Here is a 14,861-nt window from a genome sequence, read left to right on the forward strand (position 1 = left end):
GCCCCGATTCGGATTATTCGAAATCATCGTCTTCGAGGTTGCTCATGCCCGCGCCATGCGGGTTGGGCAGAGGAGGACGCTCGATGGTGAACCGCTCATGCTTGGGGGCCATGGTGAGATATTCCCTGGTAATTAGACCGCCGGCGATTTCCCGAAGCGCTACCACGGTCGATTTATCGTTTTCCCAGGACAGCTTGGCGTCTTCCGGGTGCCGAGACAATTGGCGAGCTCGCTTGGTCGCCAACAAAACGAGCTGAAAGCGGTTGTCGACGTGTTCCAGACAGTCTTCGACGGTTACTCTTGCCATGCTTGTTAAATCCTCGCTTTAAGAGTTGATTGAGTAGAAAAATACCAATTAAAACAAATGGTTTATCGGCCATTGTTACCCAAAAGGCCGGGTCTTGTACAGAAAGTCCGCTTTAGATAAGGTGCAATCCCTTTCGAGTGGATCTCGAATCGAGGCGCTCCATAATCCAGACCGCAAATGCGGTTAGAAGGTTCAGAGCGTCCAGAAAAGCAAGGCACGAAGGAAAGCGCCAGAGGGCTTCCTTCGTGCCGCAGAACCGAATAGCTATTTGGCCCGTTTTTCCAGCATAGCGACGGCCGGAAGCGTTTTGCCTTCCAAGAACTCCAGAAAAGCGCCGCCGCCGGTGGACGTATACGATACCCGATCGCCAATCCCGTACTTTTCGATGGCCGCAAGCGTATCGCCGCCCCCGGCAATGGAGAAGCCGCTGGCTTCCGCGATGGCCATCGATACGATGCGGGTGCCTTCACCGAACTGGTCGATCTCGAATACGCCGACCGGTCCGTTCCAAACGATTGTCCCGGCCGCCTTGATCATGTCCGCATAACGGGCTGCGGTTTCCGGCCCGATATCGAGGATCATGTCGTCGTCGGCCACTTCGCTGACCTTTTTGATCGTGGCCGCCGCTGATTCGGAGAATTCCTTGGCACAGACCACGTCGGTGGGCATCGGAATCTCCGCGCCTTCAGTTTTTGCTTGCTTCATCAAGCGTTTGGCTTCGGGAATCAAGTCGGCCTCATATAAAGATTTGCCCACCGGATAGCCTGCTGCGGCGATAAACGTGTTGGCGATGCCGCCGCCGAGAATGAGTTGGTCTACTTTGGCAGCCAAAGAGTCGAGCACCGTTAGCTTGGTGGAAACCTTGGAGCCGCCGACAATGGCCAAAAGCGGGCGCTCCGGGTTTTCCAGAGCCTTGCCCAGAGCGTCAAGCTCTGCGGCCAGCAGGATGCCGGCACAGGTTTCAGGCGCGAAACGGCCTACGCCGTGGGTGGAGGCTTCGGCGCGGTGCGCGGTCCCGAAGGCATCCATCACATAGACGTCGCAGAGAGCGGCCATTTTCTTAGCCAACTCTTCGTCGTCCTTTTTTTCGCCCTTGTTGAAGCGAACGTTTTCGCACAAAACAACCTCGCCCGGATACATGTCGATGCCATTCAACCAGTCTTTCGCCAAAGGCACTTTGCGGCCGAGCAGCCAGGTCAAGCGGTCTGCCACGGGTTTCAGGGAGAATTCATCGGCATATACGCCTTCGGTCGGCCGCCCCAAATGGGACATGACCATGACTTTGGCGCCGGCTCTCAAGCAATGCTCAATCGTGGGCAAACTGGCGCGGATGCGGGTGTCGCTGGTGACTCTGCCGTTCTTGACGGGAACGTTCAGGTCCTCGCGGATCAAAACGCGCTTACCGGCGAGATCGAGATCGGTGATTCTCTTGAAAGATATGGCTTTCTTTTTATCAATCTTTTTATTGGTTTTTTTCGGAACCGATTCCTTCTCCCGCCATTTGATCGAGCAGCCCATGCTCGGGATTTGTTTCTCCGGACCCTTGCCTGTCAGAGCGACTTGTTTCATGGCTTTGAACAGCTCACGCCGGACGTCCGGCGGGGCGGTTTCCTTGCGGCTGGCGTCCAAGCGTCCGCGGTACTGCAATTCCAGATCCTTGTTATAGCCGAAGAAATCCGGGGTGCAGACCGCCCCGTAGGCTTTGGCCACCTCCTGAGTCTCATCGTACAGGTAGGGGAAGGGATAGCCGAATTGCTCCGCAACGATTTTCATGTTCTCGAAGGAGTCTTCGGGATAATCGGCCGGGTCGTTGGACATGATGGCCACGGCGTTGATGCCGTGTTCCTGGAGTTCTCTAACGTCCCGTACGATGCGCTCCTGCACGGCCTTCACATAGGGGCAGTGATTGCAGATGAACATCACCAAAAGGCCGTTGGGCCCCTTGCACTTTTCCAGTGTCCAAATCTGCCCGTCGACACCGGGCAGAGCGAAATCAACCGCCTTTTTACCGAATTCACAGACCGGGGTTTCTGTGCGAGCCATGGAGATCTTCCTTCTTATAAGTGAAAATCGATGAAAATAGCGGAAATCATAACAATCGAATCGAGTCCTCGGGAAGCCATATGACCCCTTTTTGAGATTTCGAGCTGTTTTACCGTGTTTTTTAAAGCCAGGCGCCGATGAGCAGCAGAGCGCCTAAAGCACCGGTTATCCCGGCGATCGGCATCGAGACGGCGGAGCCGGCCAAGACCGCCGCACTGACCAGCAGGGCTCCGCCGGTGATCCCGGTCAACGTGCGTCGCTGGTTGTGTTTTATTTCCCGATGGATTTGTTCCAGTTCCCGCGATTGGAAGGTCACCGTCAGTCTTCCGTTTGCCGCATTTTCCAGTGTCCGGTGGATCAGCATCGGCATTTCGGGCCAGTTTTCCGCCCATCCGGGAAGTTGCGACTGTATTTTTCTGAGGCCCGCTTTGGGCCCCATTTCTTCTTTAAACCAGCGTTCCAGAAACGGTTTGGCGGTCTGCCAAAGATCAAGGTCCGGATAGAGGTCGCGGCCGAGTCCTTCGATGTTCAGCAGGGTTTTCTGGAGCAGCACCAGTTGCGGTTGAACTTCCATGTCGAAGCGGCGGGCAACCTGGAACAGCCGCAATAGCAAATGGCCGTAGGAGATGTCCTTCAAAGGCTTTTCGAAGATCGGTTCGCACACGGCGCGTATGGCGGATTCGAACTCCTCGACGCGGGTATTTTTGGGAATCCATCCCGATTCGATGTGCATTTCCGCGACCCGCCGGTAATCGCGGTTGAAGAAAGCCAGGAAATTCTCGGCGACGTAGCGCTTGTCTTCACGGGAGATGCTGCCGACGATGCCGAAATCAACGGCGATGTATTTTGAAGCCGGCGTCACGAAGATATTGCCGGGATGCATGTCGGCATGGAAGAAGCTGTCCCGCAGCACCTGCGTAAAGAAGATTTCTACCCCGCGTTCCGCCAGAAGCTTCAAATCGACGCCTTCCCGTTTCAGGGTTTCTACGTCGCCGACCGGAATGCCGGAGATGCGTTCCATGACCAGGATCTGCCGCCGCGTGTACGGCCAATAGATCTTGGGAATGTAAAGCACCTCGGAATCTTCGAAACGCCGCCGCATTTCCGCGGCATTGGCCGCTTCTCGGACCAGATCGAGTTCGTCCAGAATGGTCTTTTCGAATTCGGCGACGACCTCGATCGGCCGCAGACGCCGGGCGTCGCTCCAGAAGCGTTGAGCGAGCCGGGTCAGTTCGTACAGCAGCGCGATGTCCGAGCGGATTTGCTTGTCGATGCCGGGACGCAGCACCTTGACCACCACCTCCTGGCCATCGAAGAGACGGGCGGCGTGCACCTGGGCGACCGAGGCCGAGGCGAGCGGCGTTTCGTCGAATTCGGCGAAAACCTGCGTTACCGGTTGTTCCAGCGTCTTTTCGATGATGATTTTGGCTTCGCTGCCGGGGAAAGCCGGCACGCGATCTTGGAGCTTGACCAATTCTTCGGCGATATCGTCCGGTAGCAGATCCCTGCGGGTGGACAGCGTCTGACCGAATTTGACGAAGATGGGACCTAAGTCTTCCAATGTTCGGCGGATGCGCACACCGCGCGGTTCTTGCTTGGAACCCAGCCAATAGTTCGGGGAGAGGGCGCCGACGAAGCGGATCGGCCGGAAGAGGTGAGTGGCCAGGACCAATTCGTCCAAGCCGTGGCGTACCAGCACCCGTTGAATGTGCAGCAAGCGCCGGATCAGTTTCGGTTGGATCACGGGGCGGATTGTTCCTAGGCGTCGGACTTGGGGGGCGAGGAATCGGGCTGCAACGAGCGCTGAAGCCGCTCTACCCGGGCTTCGAGACGGTCGAAATCGGCGCGCAACCGGTCGACGTCGGCGTAAAAGGCATCGGCCTCCGAGTGCGTCGGCAGCTCCCGGCTTTCTTCCTGCCAATATTCCGCGAGATCGAGTCTTAAGGTTTTTAGGGAATCTTTGGTCCAGCCGAATCCCGAACGAACGAGGTCGAAGCAGGCCGAGGCGAAGGCTTTGCCGGTATATTGGGCGAGCTGGACTTCCCAATCGACCTCCAGCTTTTCGAACAAAGCCTGAAAACGGCGTGCCGTATCCGTGTCGCCTTCGATCTCGATATCGCCCGAATACAGGCTCTGCGTAGCCGATTCACCGAGTCCCAGCTTGGCAAAGGCCGCAATCGAGCCGGCCAGGGTGACGTCTGCGTGTCCGCCGAAGTCGCTGAGAATCTGGATATTCGAATCGGTCGGACACAGATAGATCGACACGTCGAACGGGCGGAGCCGAAGCGCGATGACTTTGCCCGCAATCGGCCCCAGCAGTTCTCCGCTGTTAGGATTCAAGCTCAAATAATGCGTGACCGCCCGCTCCAGCGTCTCGGCGAAAACACCGGTCAACACCGGATAACGAGCCGCCACGATTAGACCTTATAGCCTCGATGAACGGCGACGACGCCGTGGGTCAGGTTGAAGTACTCGCAGCGTTCGAAGCCCGCGCCGAGCATCATTTGCTTGAGCTTTTCCTGATTGGGATGCATTCGGATGGATTCGGCCAAATACTTGTAGCTTTCGGCGTCATTGGCGATGAACTTGCCGAGCAAGGGCAGGATTCTGAACGAATAAAGATCGTAGGCCTTTTTGAATAGCTCGCCCTGCGCCTCGGAGAATTCCAGGATTATCGCGCGTCCGCCCGGCTTCAAGACGCGGTGAATCGACTGAAGTGCGGCTTCCTTGTGGGTCACGTTCCGGAGACCGAAAGCGATACAGACGCAATCGAAGTGATTATCCGGGAACGGTAGCTTTTCGGCGTCGATCTGCGCATAGCCGACGTTGTCGACCACGCCGTCGTCGATGAGCCGATCGCGGCCCCGCTTCAACATCTCGGCATTGATGTCGGAGAGGATTACACGACCGTTAGGGCCGACCCGCTTCTGGAAAAGAAACGTCATGTCTCCGGTGCCGCCCGCAAGATCCAGCACCTTCTCGCCGTATCGCACGTGACTCAGCTGTATGGCGATCCGCTTCCAAATCCGATGGATGCCCAGCGACATGAGGTCGTTCATGACATCGTATTTGCCCGCCACGGAGTCGAATACGGCCTTGACCATTTTGGCCTTTTCGCCCGCGGGCACCTCACGGAAGCCGAAGTGGGTGGTCTTTTCGTCTTGCATCTTGGAACTGAAATAAAGTTAAGGGCTATAGGCCCGGATTTGCGTAGGCCTTACTGCGATGCCCCGGTAGCTGTAGCTTTTCGTTGACAGCCGGCCTGTTCAAGTCTGCTTAGGTATTCGGCCCAAAGCTGCTGGTAATGCACGCCCAGATTGTACAGCATCTCCCAGGTGTAGATCCCGGTGTCGTGGCCGTCGCTGAAACTGGGGGCGATGGCATAATTGCCCACCGGCCGAATCGCCGCAATGGTAACGTCTTCTTTCCCGAGCTGGAGAACCTCCTGACCCGGCCCGTGACCGCGAACCTCGGCGGACGGCGAGTAAACGCGCAAATACTCGCAAGGCAGCTCGAAGCGGGAACCGTCTTCGAACGCGATCTCGAGAACCCGCGACTTTTGATGAAGCTTGATGTCGATGGGATTCGGAGTGTTCATTGGGGTTTTCGCTCGGTGCGCACAACTTCGCTTGTTGGGTTACGGCCTAACCGCTTGACTCAACTTAAAGGATATAGCGGCTCAAGTCTTCGTCTTTCGCCAGCTCGGCTAAATGCCGGTCCACGTACTGGGCATCGATGACTACGGATTTTCCGGCATGATCCGGCGCTTCGTAGGAGACCGTTTCCAGAAGCCGTTCCAGCACGGTGTGCAGCCGTCGAGCGCCGATATTCTCGGTGCGCTCGTTCACCTCCCAGCTAATCTCGGCGATGCGGGCAATACCGTCCTGAGTGAACTCCAGTTCGACTCCCTCGGTGGTGAGCAACGCGGCGTACTGCTCGGTCAAGGAACTGGCCGGTTCGGTCAGAATGCGGATGAAGTCCTCCACCGTTAGGGCATTCAATTCCACGCGAATGGGCAATCGGCCCTGAAGCTCCGGAATGAGATCCGAGGGTTTCGAAAGATGAAATGCGCCGGAGGCGATGAATAGGATGTGATCGGTTCGGACCATGCCGTATTTCGTACTCACGGTTGAACCTTCCACCAAAGGCAGCAGGTCGCGCTGCACGCCCTCGCGGGAAACGTCCGGGCCGCCGCCGTACTCGCCACGTTTGCAGATCTTGTCGATCTCGTCGAGAAATACGATGCCGTTTTGTTCCACCGATTCTACCGCGCGCAGCTTGATGTCCTCCTCGTTGATCATCTTGGCCGATTCTTCCTCGCGAAGAATTTTGAGGGCGTCTTTGACCCGCAGTTTTCGGGTGCGCGTCCGTCCGGTGTGCAGGTTCTGGAACATGCTTTGGAGCTGACTGCTCATTTCCTCCATGCCGGGCGGCGCCATGATTTCCACGCCGATCGGCGAGGCGCTGACTTCGATTTCGATTTCCTTCTCGTCCAACTCGCCGTTACGGAGTTTTTGCCGGAACTTCTGCCGCGTCGCCGATTCCGGAGCGTGCTCTTCGCCGCTCCAGCCGGAGGCGCCCGGTAACAGGGCGTTTAAAACCCGCTCTTCGGCGGATTCTTCGGCGCCGGTTCGTACCTTCGTCATCTCGGTTTGGCGCGTCATCTTTACCGCGGCATCGACTAGATCGCGAACGATGGATTCCACATCGCGCCCCACGTAGCCGACTTCGGTGAACTTGGTCGCCTCCACCTTGATGAACGGCGCATTGGCGAGTCGCGCGAGACGACGGGCGATTTCGGTCTTGCCGACGCCCGTCGGTCCGATCATGAGAATATTCTTGGGCGTGATTTCCTCACGCAGGGCGGGTTCGATCTGCATGCGCCGCCAGCGGTTGCGCAGGGCTATGGCGACGGCGCGCTTGGCGGCGGCTTGGCCGACGATGTGTTTGTCCAATTCGTGGACGATTTCTCGAGGAGTCATGTGCGTCATGAGTGTTCGTGCAGTTCCCGTTGCATATCCAGTTCTTCGATGACCAGATTGCGGTTGGTGTAAATGCAGATGTCGGCGGCGATTTGCAGCGACTTTTCAACGATGTCGAGAGCCCCTAATTCGGTGTTCTCCAGAAGTGCGCGGGCGGCTGCCTGTGCGAAAGGCCCTCCGGAACCGATGGCGATGAGGCCGTTTTCGGGCTCGATGACGTCGCCGTTGCCGGAAATAATCAGCGAAGCTTTCGAATCGGCAATGGCGAGTAAGGCCTCAAGCCGCCGCAGCATCCGGTCGGTGCGCCAGTCTTTTACCAACTCGACCGCGGCCTTGGTCAGGTTGCCGCGCTGTTTTTCCAATTGACCTTCGAAGCGCTCGAATAGGGTGAACGCATCGGCCGTCGCGCCGGCGAATCCCGCGATCACGCGGCCATGATAAAGCCGGCGGACCTTGCGGGCGTTGCCTTTCATGACGGTGTTGCCCAAAGTCACTTGCCCGTCTCCACCGATGACCACTTTGTCGCCGCGGCGGACGGAAACGATAGTTGTGCCGTGAAACTGTTCCACAAGCTTGCCTGTCTAGCCAAAACGTCGATTGTACACCATCAGGGCGGCGCGGACTGCTGACCGGAATGGTCCGTCGGTTTTTAGATCCTGCAAAGGATGGAATCGTGCGAGATAATGACCAACTATTTTCATTTTCCGCGACAGTTATGAGCCAGCTACCTTCAATACGCCTCAAGAAGAACGAAGAACGACGATTGCGCGGAGGCCATTTATGGATTTTCAGCAACGAGGTGGATATTGCGGCGACCCCGCTCAAGGCTTTCGGGGCGGGTGATTTGGCAGTCGTGGAGAGCTTCCGCGGGCAAGTCCTGGGTATCGCCTACGTTAACCCGGCGTCGCTGATTTGTGCCCGTCTTTTTACTCGGGATTTGCACGCCGAAATCGACCGGGCCTTCTTTGAGCAACGTCTCAAGCGCGCGCTGCGATTGCGGGAGCGCGTGTTCGATAAACCCTTTTATCGGCTGGTCTATGGCGAAAGCGACGGCATGCCGGGAGCGGTGGTGGATCGCTTCGGCGATGTGTTTGTCGTGCAGGCGAATACGGCCGGCATGGAGAAGCTTCAGGAACCTCTGGTGGCTGCGATCGAGGCTCTATTCAGCCCCAGCGCCGTCGTTTTGAAAAACACGTCGAGCCTCAGGGCTTTGGAAGGACTCGAGACTTACACGAGGACCGCCAAAGGTGCTTTGGAGAAACCGGTCGAAATCGAAGAGAACGGCGCCCGGTTTCTGGTGGATCCGGTCGGCGGCCAAAAGACCGGTTGGTTTTTCGATCATCGCGAGAGCCGAGCCATGCTGGCGAAGCTCTCACGCGGTCGGCGCGTGCTCGACCTTTTCTCTTACACCGCGGCATGGGGCGTACAAGCTGCGCTGGCCGGAGCGGAAACGGTCGACTGCGTGGATGGTTCCGAGACGGCTTTGGCCTTGGCGGCGGAGAATGGCCGGCTCAATGGTGTTGCGGAGAAGATGCGGTTCGTCAAGGACGACGTATTCGAGTTCTTGAAGCGAGCGAGGGAGGAGCGGCAACGCTATGACGTGATCGTGCTCGACCCTCCGGCCCTGATCAAGCGTAAGAAAGACGTCGGCCAAGGCGTCGAAGCCTATCGGCGGCTGAATCAAGGCGCGATACAGGTATTGGCCCCGGGAGGTATTTTGGTATCGGCTTCATGCTCGTTTCATTTGCAGCGAGACGTTTTGCACGATCTTTTGCGGACCACGGCGAGGAGTTTGGATCGCCATTTGGTGTTTTTCGGACGTGAAGGGCAAGCGCCCGATCATCCCGTACATCCCGCGATTCCCGAAACCGATTATTTGAAAACCTTTTTTTGTTATATCACCGAAGGCCTATGAGCGGCGAACCGGTTTCCAGCCAGGCGTTTTAGGGGTTGCTCGCCTGAGGAGATAACTGACTGGTTTGCTCCAGCCAATGACTGAGGAAATTCCGGCCGAACCCGGTGCCGAACAGTCCCCCCAAGACAAGCGCCGTCAGAAACAGCGCTATCGCGACGGTAACCGGAAGTGCGGCGGCGAACTCGGAGCGCAGTCTTTTCCGCTGGTCCGCATCCGCGGCGCGCGCCGCGGATGCGGCGGCTTCCAGAACGGTTAGCCGTTGCCGGGTGGTTTGAAGTTCTTTTCCGAGCTTGCTTCTTTCCTCCTCCACGTCGCGGAGCCTGGTTTGCATCGCCGTCAGGTCGTCCGCGGCCTGGCGGCGCACCATGTCCAACTCGCTACGCAGAGTTAGCATGTCCTCATCGGCGGTATTCGCGCCATGCTCGATGAATTCGTCCGTCACCGTCTGCAGTTCCGTCACCTGTCGTGCTAAATCCTCCGCCTGCCGCTCGGCGGCTTCTTTATCGCTGATCGCCTGCAGATTAAGGGCTTTCAGCTGTTCAATTTCCTGTTGCAAGGCGGATAGGGCATTATCGCCCGGACCTTTTTCAACTCCGGTGTTCTTGTGCTTCTCCGCCAATAGGCGCTCATGATTCTCTCGCAAGGATCTCAGCGCTGTTTCTCTATCGTTCGCTGCTTCGCGAACTCGTTCCAGCTCCGTTTTCAGCGCGTCGATTTCCTCCTGTGCTTTTTGCAATCGTTCTTCGGCCTGCTGGCGCTTTTCCGAGATGGACGCCACGGATGCAATGATGTCACCGGCCTTGGTCAATTGTTCTTTCAGCGCACGCGCTTGAGAAATTGCTTCTGCCGCCGTGTTTTCGGATGCCGTCAAACGTTGAGCGAGATTTCTTTCCCGCAAAACGCCTTCTTGCACTGTCGCTTCGAGTTCCTGTAATCGGCTCGGCAATGCCGCTGTGTGATCCTCTAAATCCTGGCTCTCCCGCACAGCCGGTTGCATTGATTCCGTCGTGCCTTGATTTTCCTTCCGCTCAGCGGCGAGCAGAGCGTCCAATGTTGGTGTCTGATCCCTTGGATAAAGTAGACCAAGCGGTTCGCTCTCTTGGTCCTCCGGCATCTCTATGGCGAGGGTGCCGAAAGAGTTTTGGGTCTCTTCCGGCTCTTCAATCTGACTGGCTTCAACGCCCGTCTCTTCTTCGAGTATTTGCAGCGTGAGATCGGGTTGCCCCGTCTCCGAATTCGAGTAAGCCGCGGCGACCAATGCGCTGGAGGGCACGGATTTTGGCGCTTCGATGACCAAGTGATCCCGGGGCACGCCACCGATGCCGCCGGCCAGGACATGAGCCTCAAAGCTGTAGCGCATCAGCAGGAAGGCGGCAGTCTCGCTGAGCAGGCCGTTTTCGCAAACCAGAAGGTACTTGCTTTGCCGGTTCAGGGTCGGAAGCATCATCCGCAAGGAGAAAAACGGAATATTGAGGCTTCCCGGCAAGTGACCATGCTCGTAAATATCCGGTGATCGGACATCCAGCCACACCGCATCCTGACTCGCCATCCTTTGGGCGGTCTCCATATCGACATGGGAAATGACAGGATCCTTGAGCTGTTTGAGAAAACTGGCTTTGTCCAGCCTTAGCAACAAACCGTCGGTCAACATGGTGACCGTCACGTTGCGCGGGTCCCCGGAAATCAAGGAATCCTCGCCAAAGGTGTCACTGGTTTTCAGCGTGGCGAGCTTGATCTCTTTGCCGAGTCGGGATGGCTTGCGCGTCAGAACGCAGCGTCCTTTTTTGATGATGTAGTAAAAGTCGCCGGGATCACCCTGGTGGCAGATCACATCGCCCGCTTTGACCTCTATTTCCTCGAGAGTGCGAAGGACTGCCTGCATGTTGGCCGGAGACAGGCGTTGGAAAATCGGCGATTTGAGAAGCGCCGTCATCCAGTCGCGCGTGGGTTCCTCCGGAATGTCGCTGACTTTATACGCGGCTGTTCCTTGGCGGAGTTCCTCCTGCTGGTTCACGACCTCCGGTTTGATTCGGACGTACCTGACTGTGTCCTTCGCGACGGCGGAAACTTTGCGTGGAATCTGATGGGCCAGGGCAAATCGGGCGGTATCCGTTCCACCGCTGATCGAATCCATTTCGACGCCCCCCGCCTGTAGCGATATCGTACCGCTTAACAGGTACACGAATTCGGTCCTCGTTTCTCCTTGTTGAAAGAGGACCGAATCTCTCGGCGCCTGTTCGATTTGGATTTGCGAGCAGAGCTGCTCGAATCGGCTAGTCGAAAGCGTATTGAGCGGAATCAGCCGGCGCAATTCCAGCACATCAAGGGCACTCAAGGCGGGAGGCATGTTTTTGTTGCTAGAGTATTCCAATTTATGGTTGGTAGGCAGTGATCGTTTCCGGTGCTCGTGCCGGTGGCGTTGTCCGGTTTTCCTGCGCTTTCATATAATAGACCATCCCTCCGCAAGCGCTTTGTGATGTCTATCAATTATTAATGGCCCAGGATTAAGGCCATTCCAACCCTCTTGAAACGACTGAGGTACAACAATGAGCAATAATCGTCGATTGCTTCCGCTTTTTCTGGGCGGTTTGCTGTTTTTCTCGAATGCGGCGTACGCGGCCTGGCCGACCAGCGTAGACGGTCAGTCTTTGCCGAGCCTCGCGCCCATGCTGAAAAAGACAACGCCGGCTGTGGTGAATATTTCGACGCGGACGCAAATTCAGGAAGCCGAGCATCCTTTGCTGCGCGACCCATTCTTTCGCTATTTTTTCGACATCCCGAATCAACCCCGTCGCCGCGAAACCTCCAGCTTGGGTTCGGGAGTAATCGTAGACGCGAAACGCGGATATATCCTCACCAACAATCACGTCATCGACAAAGCCGATGAGATTACCGTGACTCTGAACGACGGCCGTCATCTCAATGCGAAATTGATTGGAGCCGATCCGGAATCGGATATCGCCGTCGTCAAGGTGGAGCCGCAGAATTTGAGCGAGCTGCCGATCGCCGATTCCGGGCAATTGCAAGTGGGCGATTTTGTCGTGGCGATCGGTAATCCGTTTGGACTGGGGCAAACCGTCACTTCCGGCATTATCAGCGCACTCGGCCGTTCCGGGCTCGGCATCGAAGGCTACGAGGATTTCATCCAGACCGATGCCTCGATCAACCCCGGCAATTCGGGCGGCGCACTGGTCAATCTGCGTGGCGAGCTGATCGGCATCAACACCGCCATCCTGGCGCCGAGCGGCGGCAATGTGGGCATCGGCTTTGCCATTCCGGCCAATATGGCGACCAGTATCATGAACACCTTGGTCGAGCATGGCGAAATTCGCCGCGGTTTGCTCGGCGTGGCGGTTCAGGATTTGACCCCGGAATTAGCCCAAGCCTTCGGCCTCACCCAAACTCAAGGCGCCGTCATTACCGGCGTGCAGCCCGATTCTCCGGCCGCCAAGGCCAAACTGGAGCCCGGCGACATCGTGCTGGCGATTAACGACCGTCGCGTGAAGAACAGCATGGACGTCCGCAATGCCGTCGGTCTGCAGCAGATCGGTGACGAGGTGACGATCGAGGTTCTGCACAAGGGTGAAAACGTAGTCCGCGAAGCGAAGATCGCGGCGCCCAAGATTAGTCGGGAGGAAGGCAAAAAGATCCATCCAAAGCTTTCCGGTACTTTGCTTAGCAACACCGAGCCGAACGAGCCGGCGCAAGGCGTGCGCGTGGAAAAGATCCATACTGCATCCTATGCTTTCCAAGCCGGTCTGCGGCCGGGCGATATTATCGTCATGGCCAATCGCCAGCCGGTGAGCAATCTGAAGGACCTCAAGGCCGCAGCCGGCGGCAGCGGCGAACTGCTGCTCAATCTGCAGCGGGGGAACGGCTCGTTCTTCTTGTTACTGCGCTGATAAAGAGCGTCAATCGGCTAAGGGGCTGCATAACAGCCCCTTTTTGTTGCGAGAGAAATCTATGGGTTTTTGGTGGACCATTTCCCAGCCGAATTACTGGGTGCCCTTGATGATCGTAGCTCTGCTGCACATGCCGCTTTTCATTCTGCTGGACAGGTTGCAACAGGGTTTGGAGGGGGTGCCGGTGAGCCGCGAAATTGCGGTCCGGATCGGGCCGCCCTTTATCCATGCATTGCTGGCCCTCGGCTTTATCGCTTTGGTGCATCCTTATCAGTTCGGGCGGGCCGGGGAGGCGGGTTTCGTGCAAAGCCTGCATGCCGGCGCCAGGCCGGTGTCGGATCTGTTCAACCTGGCTTTCGTGCTGTCGGTCTCTCTGCCCTGGCTGCCCGTGCTCGGCAATTACCGGGGCATAGTGACATCCCTTCAAATCGCCGTTCTCGGAGCCGTGCTGTTGCACTGGTGGCATCCGGAGTTGTCGATAGATTTTTTTCCGCCTGCTTCAACGCTAGTCGGACTGATCGCCTTGTCCATCGGGCTGCATCTTTTGGGGCGGGAGCTCGGCGAACGGCTCGGGCGCCGACTGGACGGGGTGTTTGAAACGGAAGGGTGGGCGAATCTCATCGAGGCGTCACTCGATTTCCTGCTGCAAGGCGCGGTGCTGCTGCGCTATGGGCTTTATTTGGGCGAGCAGTTGCCGAGTTAGCAAAAACGAGGCAGGGCGGGATTTCCCCGCCCTGAAATGCGACTGAGGTCCAATCAGCCTACATGGCTGAGCCACTCGGCGTGGTCGTCGCGCCGGCCGTGCACGTAATCGAAATAGAGCGCTTGCAGTTTTTCCGTGATCGGCCCGCGCGCGCCGTCGCCGATGGTCCGCCCGTCCACTTCCCGGATAGGGGTCACTTCGGCGGCGGTGCCGGTGAAGAAAGCCTCATCCGCGACATAGACTTCGTCGCGGGTAATCCGTTTTTCGACGACTTCAAGCCCGCTTTCCCGCGCGATGGTGAAGACGGTTTCGCGGGTGATGCCTTCCAGCGCCGAGGTCAGATCCGGCGTGTAGAGCTTGCCGCGGCGCACGATGAAGATGTTCTCGCCGCTGCCTTCGGCTACGTAACCCTCGTGATCGAGCAGCAAGGCTTCGTCGCAGCCGGCTTCCACAGCTTCCTGAACGGCCAGAATCGAGTTCAGGTAATTGCCGTTCGCCTTGGCCTTGCACATTACGCTGTTGACGTAATTGCGGGTGTAAGAAGATGTGCGGACCTTGATGCCGCGCGCCATGTTTTCGGCGCCGAGATAGCTGCCCCATTCCCAGGCGGCGATCATGACGTGAACCTTGAGATTCTTGGCGTGCAAGCCCATGCCCTCGGAACCGTAGAAGCACATCGGCCGGATATAAGCGCTAGATAGGCTGTTCCGGCTTACGGATTCGCGTTGCGCCCGGTCGAGGATGTCCTTGTCGAAAGGAATCTTCATGCTCATGATGTGGGCGGAGCGGAACAGCCGGTCGGTGTGGTCGCGCAGGCGGAAGATCGCCGCGCCCCGGTCGGTCTTGTAAGCCCGCAGCCCCTCGAACACGCCGCAGCCGTAATGCAGGGTATGGGTCAGCACGTGAACCTTTGCGTCTCGCCAGGGCAGCCATTCGCCGTCGAGCCAGATGACGCCGTCTCTGTCATCCATCGCCATCAGTCGTTCTCCGAAGTTACCAGTGAAAGTGA

General features: G+C 57.5%; 13 protein-coding genes and 1 pseudogene. 3 read left to right on the forward strand and 11 right to left on the reverse strand.

Annotation, left to right across the window (positions count from 1 at the left end; genetic code table 11):
• Window positions 1-13: 13 nt before the first annotated feature.
• The 9 genes and pseudogenes from rpoZ to hslV all read right to left on the reverse strand — a co-directional run bounded on the left by rpoZ (window position 14) and on the right by hslV (window position 7,901).
• Window positions 14-307 (reverse strand): DNA-directed RNA polymerase subunit omega, encoded by a 294-nt coding sequence (rpoZ, locus tag VEB01_RS19770; RefSeq protein ID WP_324878485.1) that lies wholly within the window; start codon window positions 305-307, stop codon window positions 14-16.
• Window positions 308-571: 264 nt separating this feature from the next.
• The gene (locus tag VEB01_RS19775) at window positions 572-1,747 is read right to left on the reverse strand and encodes a phosphoglycerate kinase (RefSeq protein ID WP_324878529.1); all 1,176 of its coding nucleotides are present in this window, start codon (window positions 1,745-1,747) and stop codon (window positions 572-574) included.
• Between the two features lie 183 nt (window positions 1,748-1,930).
• Window positions 1,931-2,350, reverse strand: a pseudogene (locus VEB01_RS19780) (thioredoxin family protein); the annotation flags it as partial.
• A 121-nt stretch (window positions 2,351-2,471) separates the two neighbouring features.
• Window positions 2,472-4,094, reverse strand: coding sequence for a ubiquinone biosynthesis regulatory protein kinase UbiB (gene ubiB, locus VEB01_RS19785; protein WP_324878487.1), 1,623 nt, complete (start codon window positions 4,092-4,094; stop codon window positions 2,472-2,474).
• Between the two features lie 14 nt (window positions 4,095-4,108).
• A complete protein-coding gene (locus VEB01_RS19790; RefSeq protein ID WP_324878488.1) occupies window positions 4,109-4,765 on the reverse strand; it encodes a ubiquinone biosynthesis accessory factor UbiJ in 657 nt (218 codons plus the stop codon).
• 2 nt (window positions 4,766-4,767) lie between these two features.
• The gene (gene ubiE / locus VEB01_RS19795) at window positions 4,768-5,517 is read right to left on the reverse strand and encodes a bifunctional demethylmenaquinone methyltransferase/2-methoxy-6-polyprenyl-1,4-benzoquinol methylase UbiE (protein WP_324878490.1); all 750 of its coding nucleotides are present in this window, start codon (window positions 5,515-5,517) and stop codon (window positions 4,768-4,770) included.
• Window positions 5,518-5,567: 50 nt separating this feature from the next.
• On the reverse strand, window positions 5,568-5,948 hold the full coding sequence (locus tag VEB01_RS19800) for a gamma-butyrobetaine hydroxylase family protein (protein WP_324878492.1): 381 nt from the start codon (window positions 5,946-5,948) through the stop codon (window positions 5,568-5,570).
• A 64-nt stretch (window positions 5,949-6,012) separates the two neighbouring features.
• Window positions 6,013-7,341 (reverse strand): ATP-dependent protease ATPase subunit HslU, encoded by a 1,329-nt coding sequence (gene hslU / locus VEB01_RS19805; protein ID WP_324878494.1) that lies wholly within the window; start codon window positions 7,339-7,341, stop codon window positions 6,013-6,015.
• A complete protein-coding gene (gene hslV / locus VEB01_RS19810) occupies window positions 7,338-7,901 on the reverse strand; it encodes an ATP-dependent protease subunit HslV (protein ID WP_324878496.1) in 564 nt (187 codons plus the stop codon). Before hslV ends, hslU begins: the two co-directional genes overlap by 4 nt.
• Window positions 7,902-8,047: 146 nt before the next feature.
• Here hslV and VEB01_RS19815 point away from each other — a divergent pair, with 146 nt between their 5' ends.
• Window positions 8,048-9,247, forward strand: coding sequence for a class I SAM-dependent rRNA methyltransferase (locus tag VEB01_RS19815; RefSeq protein WP_324878498.1), 1,200 nt, complete (start codon window positions 8,048-8,050; stop codon window positions 9,245-9,247).
• Between the two features lie 28 nt (window positions 9,248-9,275).
• On the opposite strand, the gene VEB01_RS19820 is transcribed toward VEB01_RS19815, so the two are convergent.
• On the reverse strand, window positions 9,276-11,594 hold the full coding sequence (locus VEB01_RS19820) for a cyclic nucleotide-binding domain-containing protein (RefSeq protein WP_324878500.1): 2,319 nt from the start codon (window positions 11,592-11,594) through the stop codon (window positions 9,276-9,278).
• A gap of 199 nt (window positions 11,595-11,793) precedes the next feature.
• Between VEB01_RS19820 and VEB01_RS19825 the strand changes: the two genes are divergently transcribed.
• Both VEB01_RS19825 and VEB01_RS19830 read left to right on the forward strand, forming a co-directional pair.
• Window positions 11,794-13,149: a DegQ family serine endoprotease gene (locus tag VEB01_RS19825; RefSeq protein WP_324878502.1), complete on the forward strand. Its 1,356-nt coding sequence runs from the start codon at window positions 11,794-11,796 to the stop codon at window positions 13,147-13,149.
• Window positions 13,150-13,210: 61 nt separating this feature from the next.
• A complete protein-coding gene (locus tag VEB01_RS19830; RefSeq protein WP_324878504.1) occupies window positions 13,211-13,852 on the forward strand; it encodes a hypothetical protein in 642 nt (213 codons plus the stop codon).
• Window positions 13,853-13,905: 53 nt separating this feature from the next.
• Here VEB01_RS19830 and VEB01_RS19835 read toward each other — a convergent pair whose 3' ends face one another.
• The gene (locus VEB01_RS19835) at window positions 13,906-14,829 is read right to left on the reverse strand and encodes a branched-chain amino acid transaminase (RefSeq protein ID WP_324878506.1); all 924 of its coding nucleotides are present in this window, start codon (window positions 14,827-14,829) and stop codon (window positions 13,906-13,908) included.
• Window positions 14,830-14,861: the final 32 nt, after the last annotated feature.

Source organism: Methylocaldum sp. (genome assembly GCF_035627495.1).
Lineage (GTDB): Bacteria > Pseudomonadota > Gammaproteobacteria > Methylococcales > Methylococcaceae > Methylocaldum.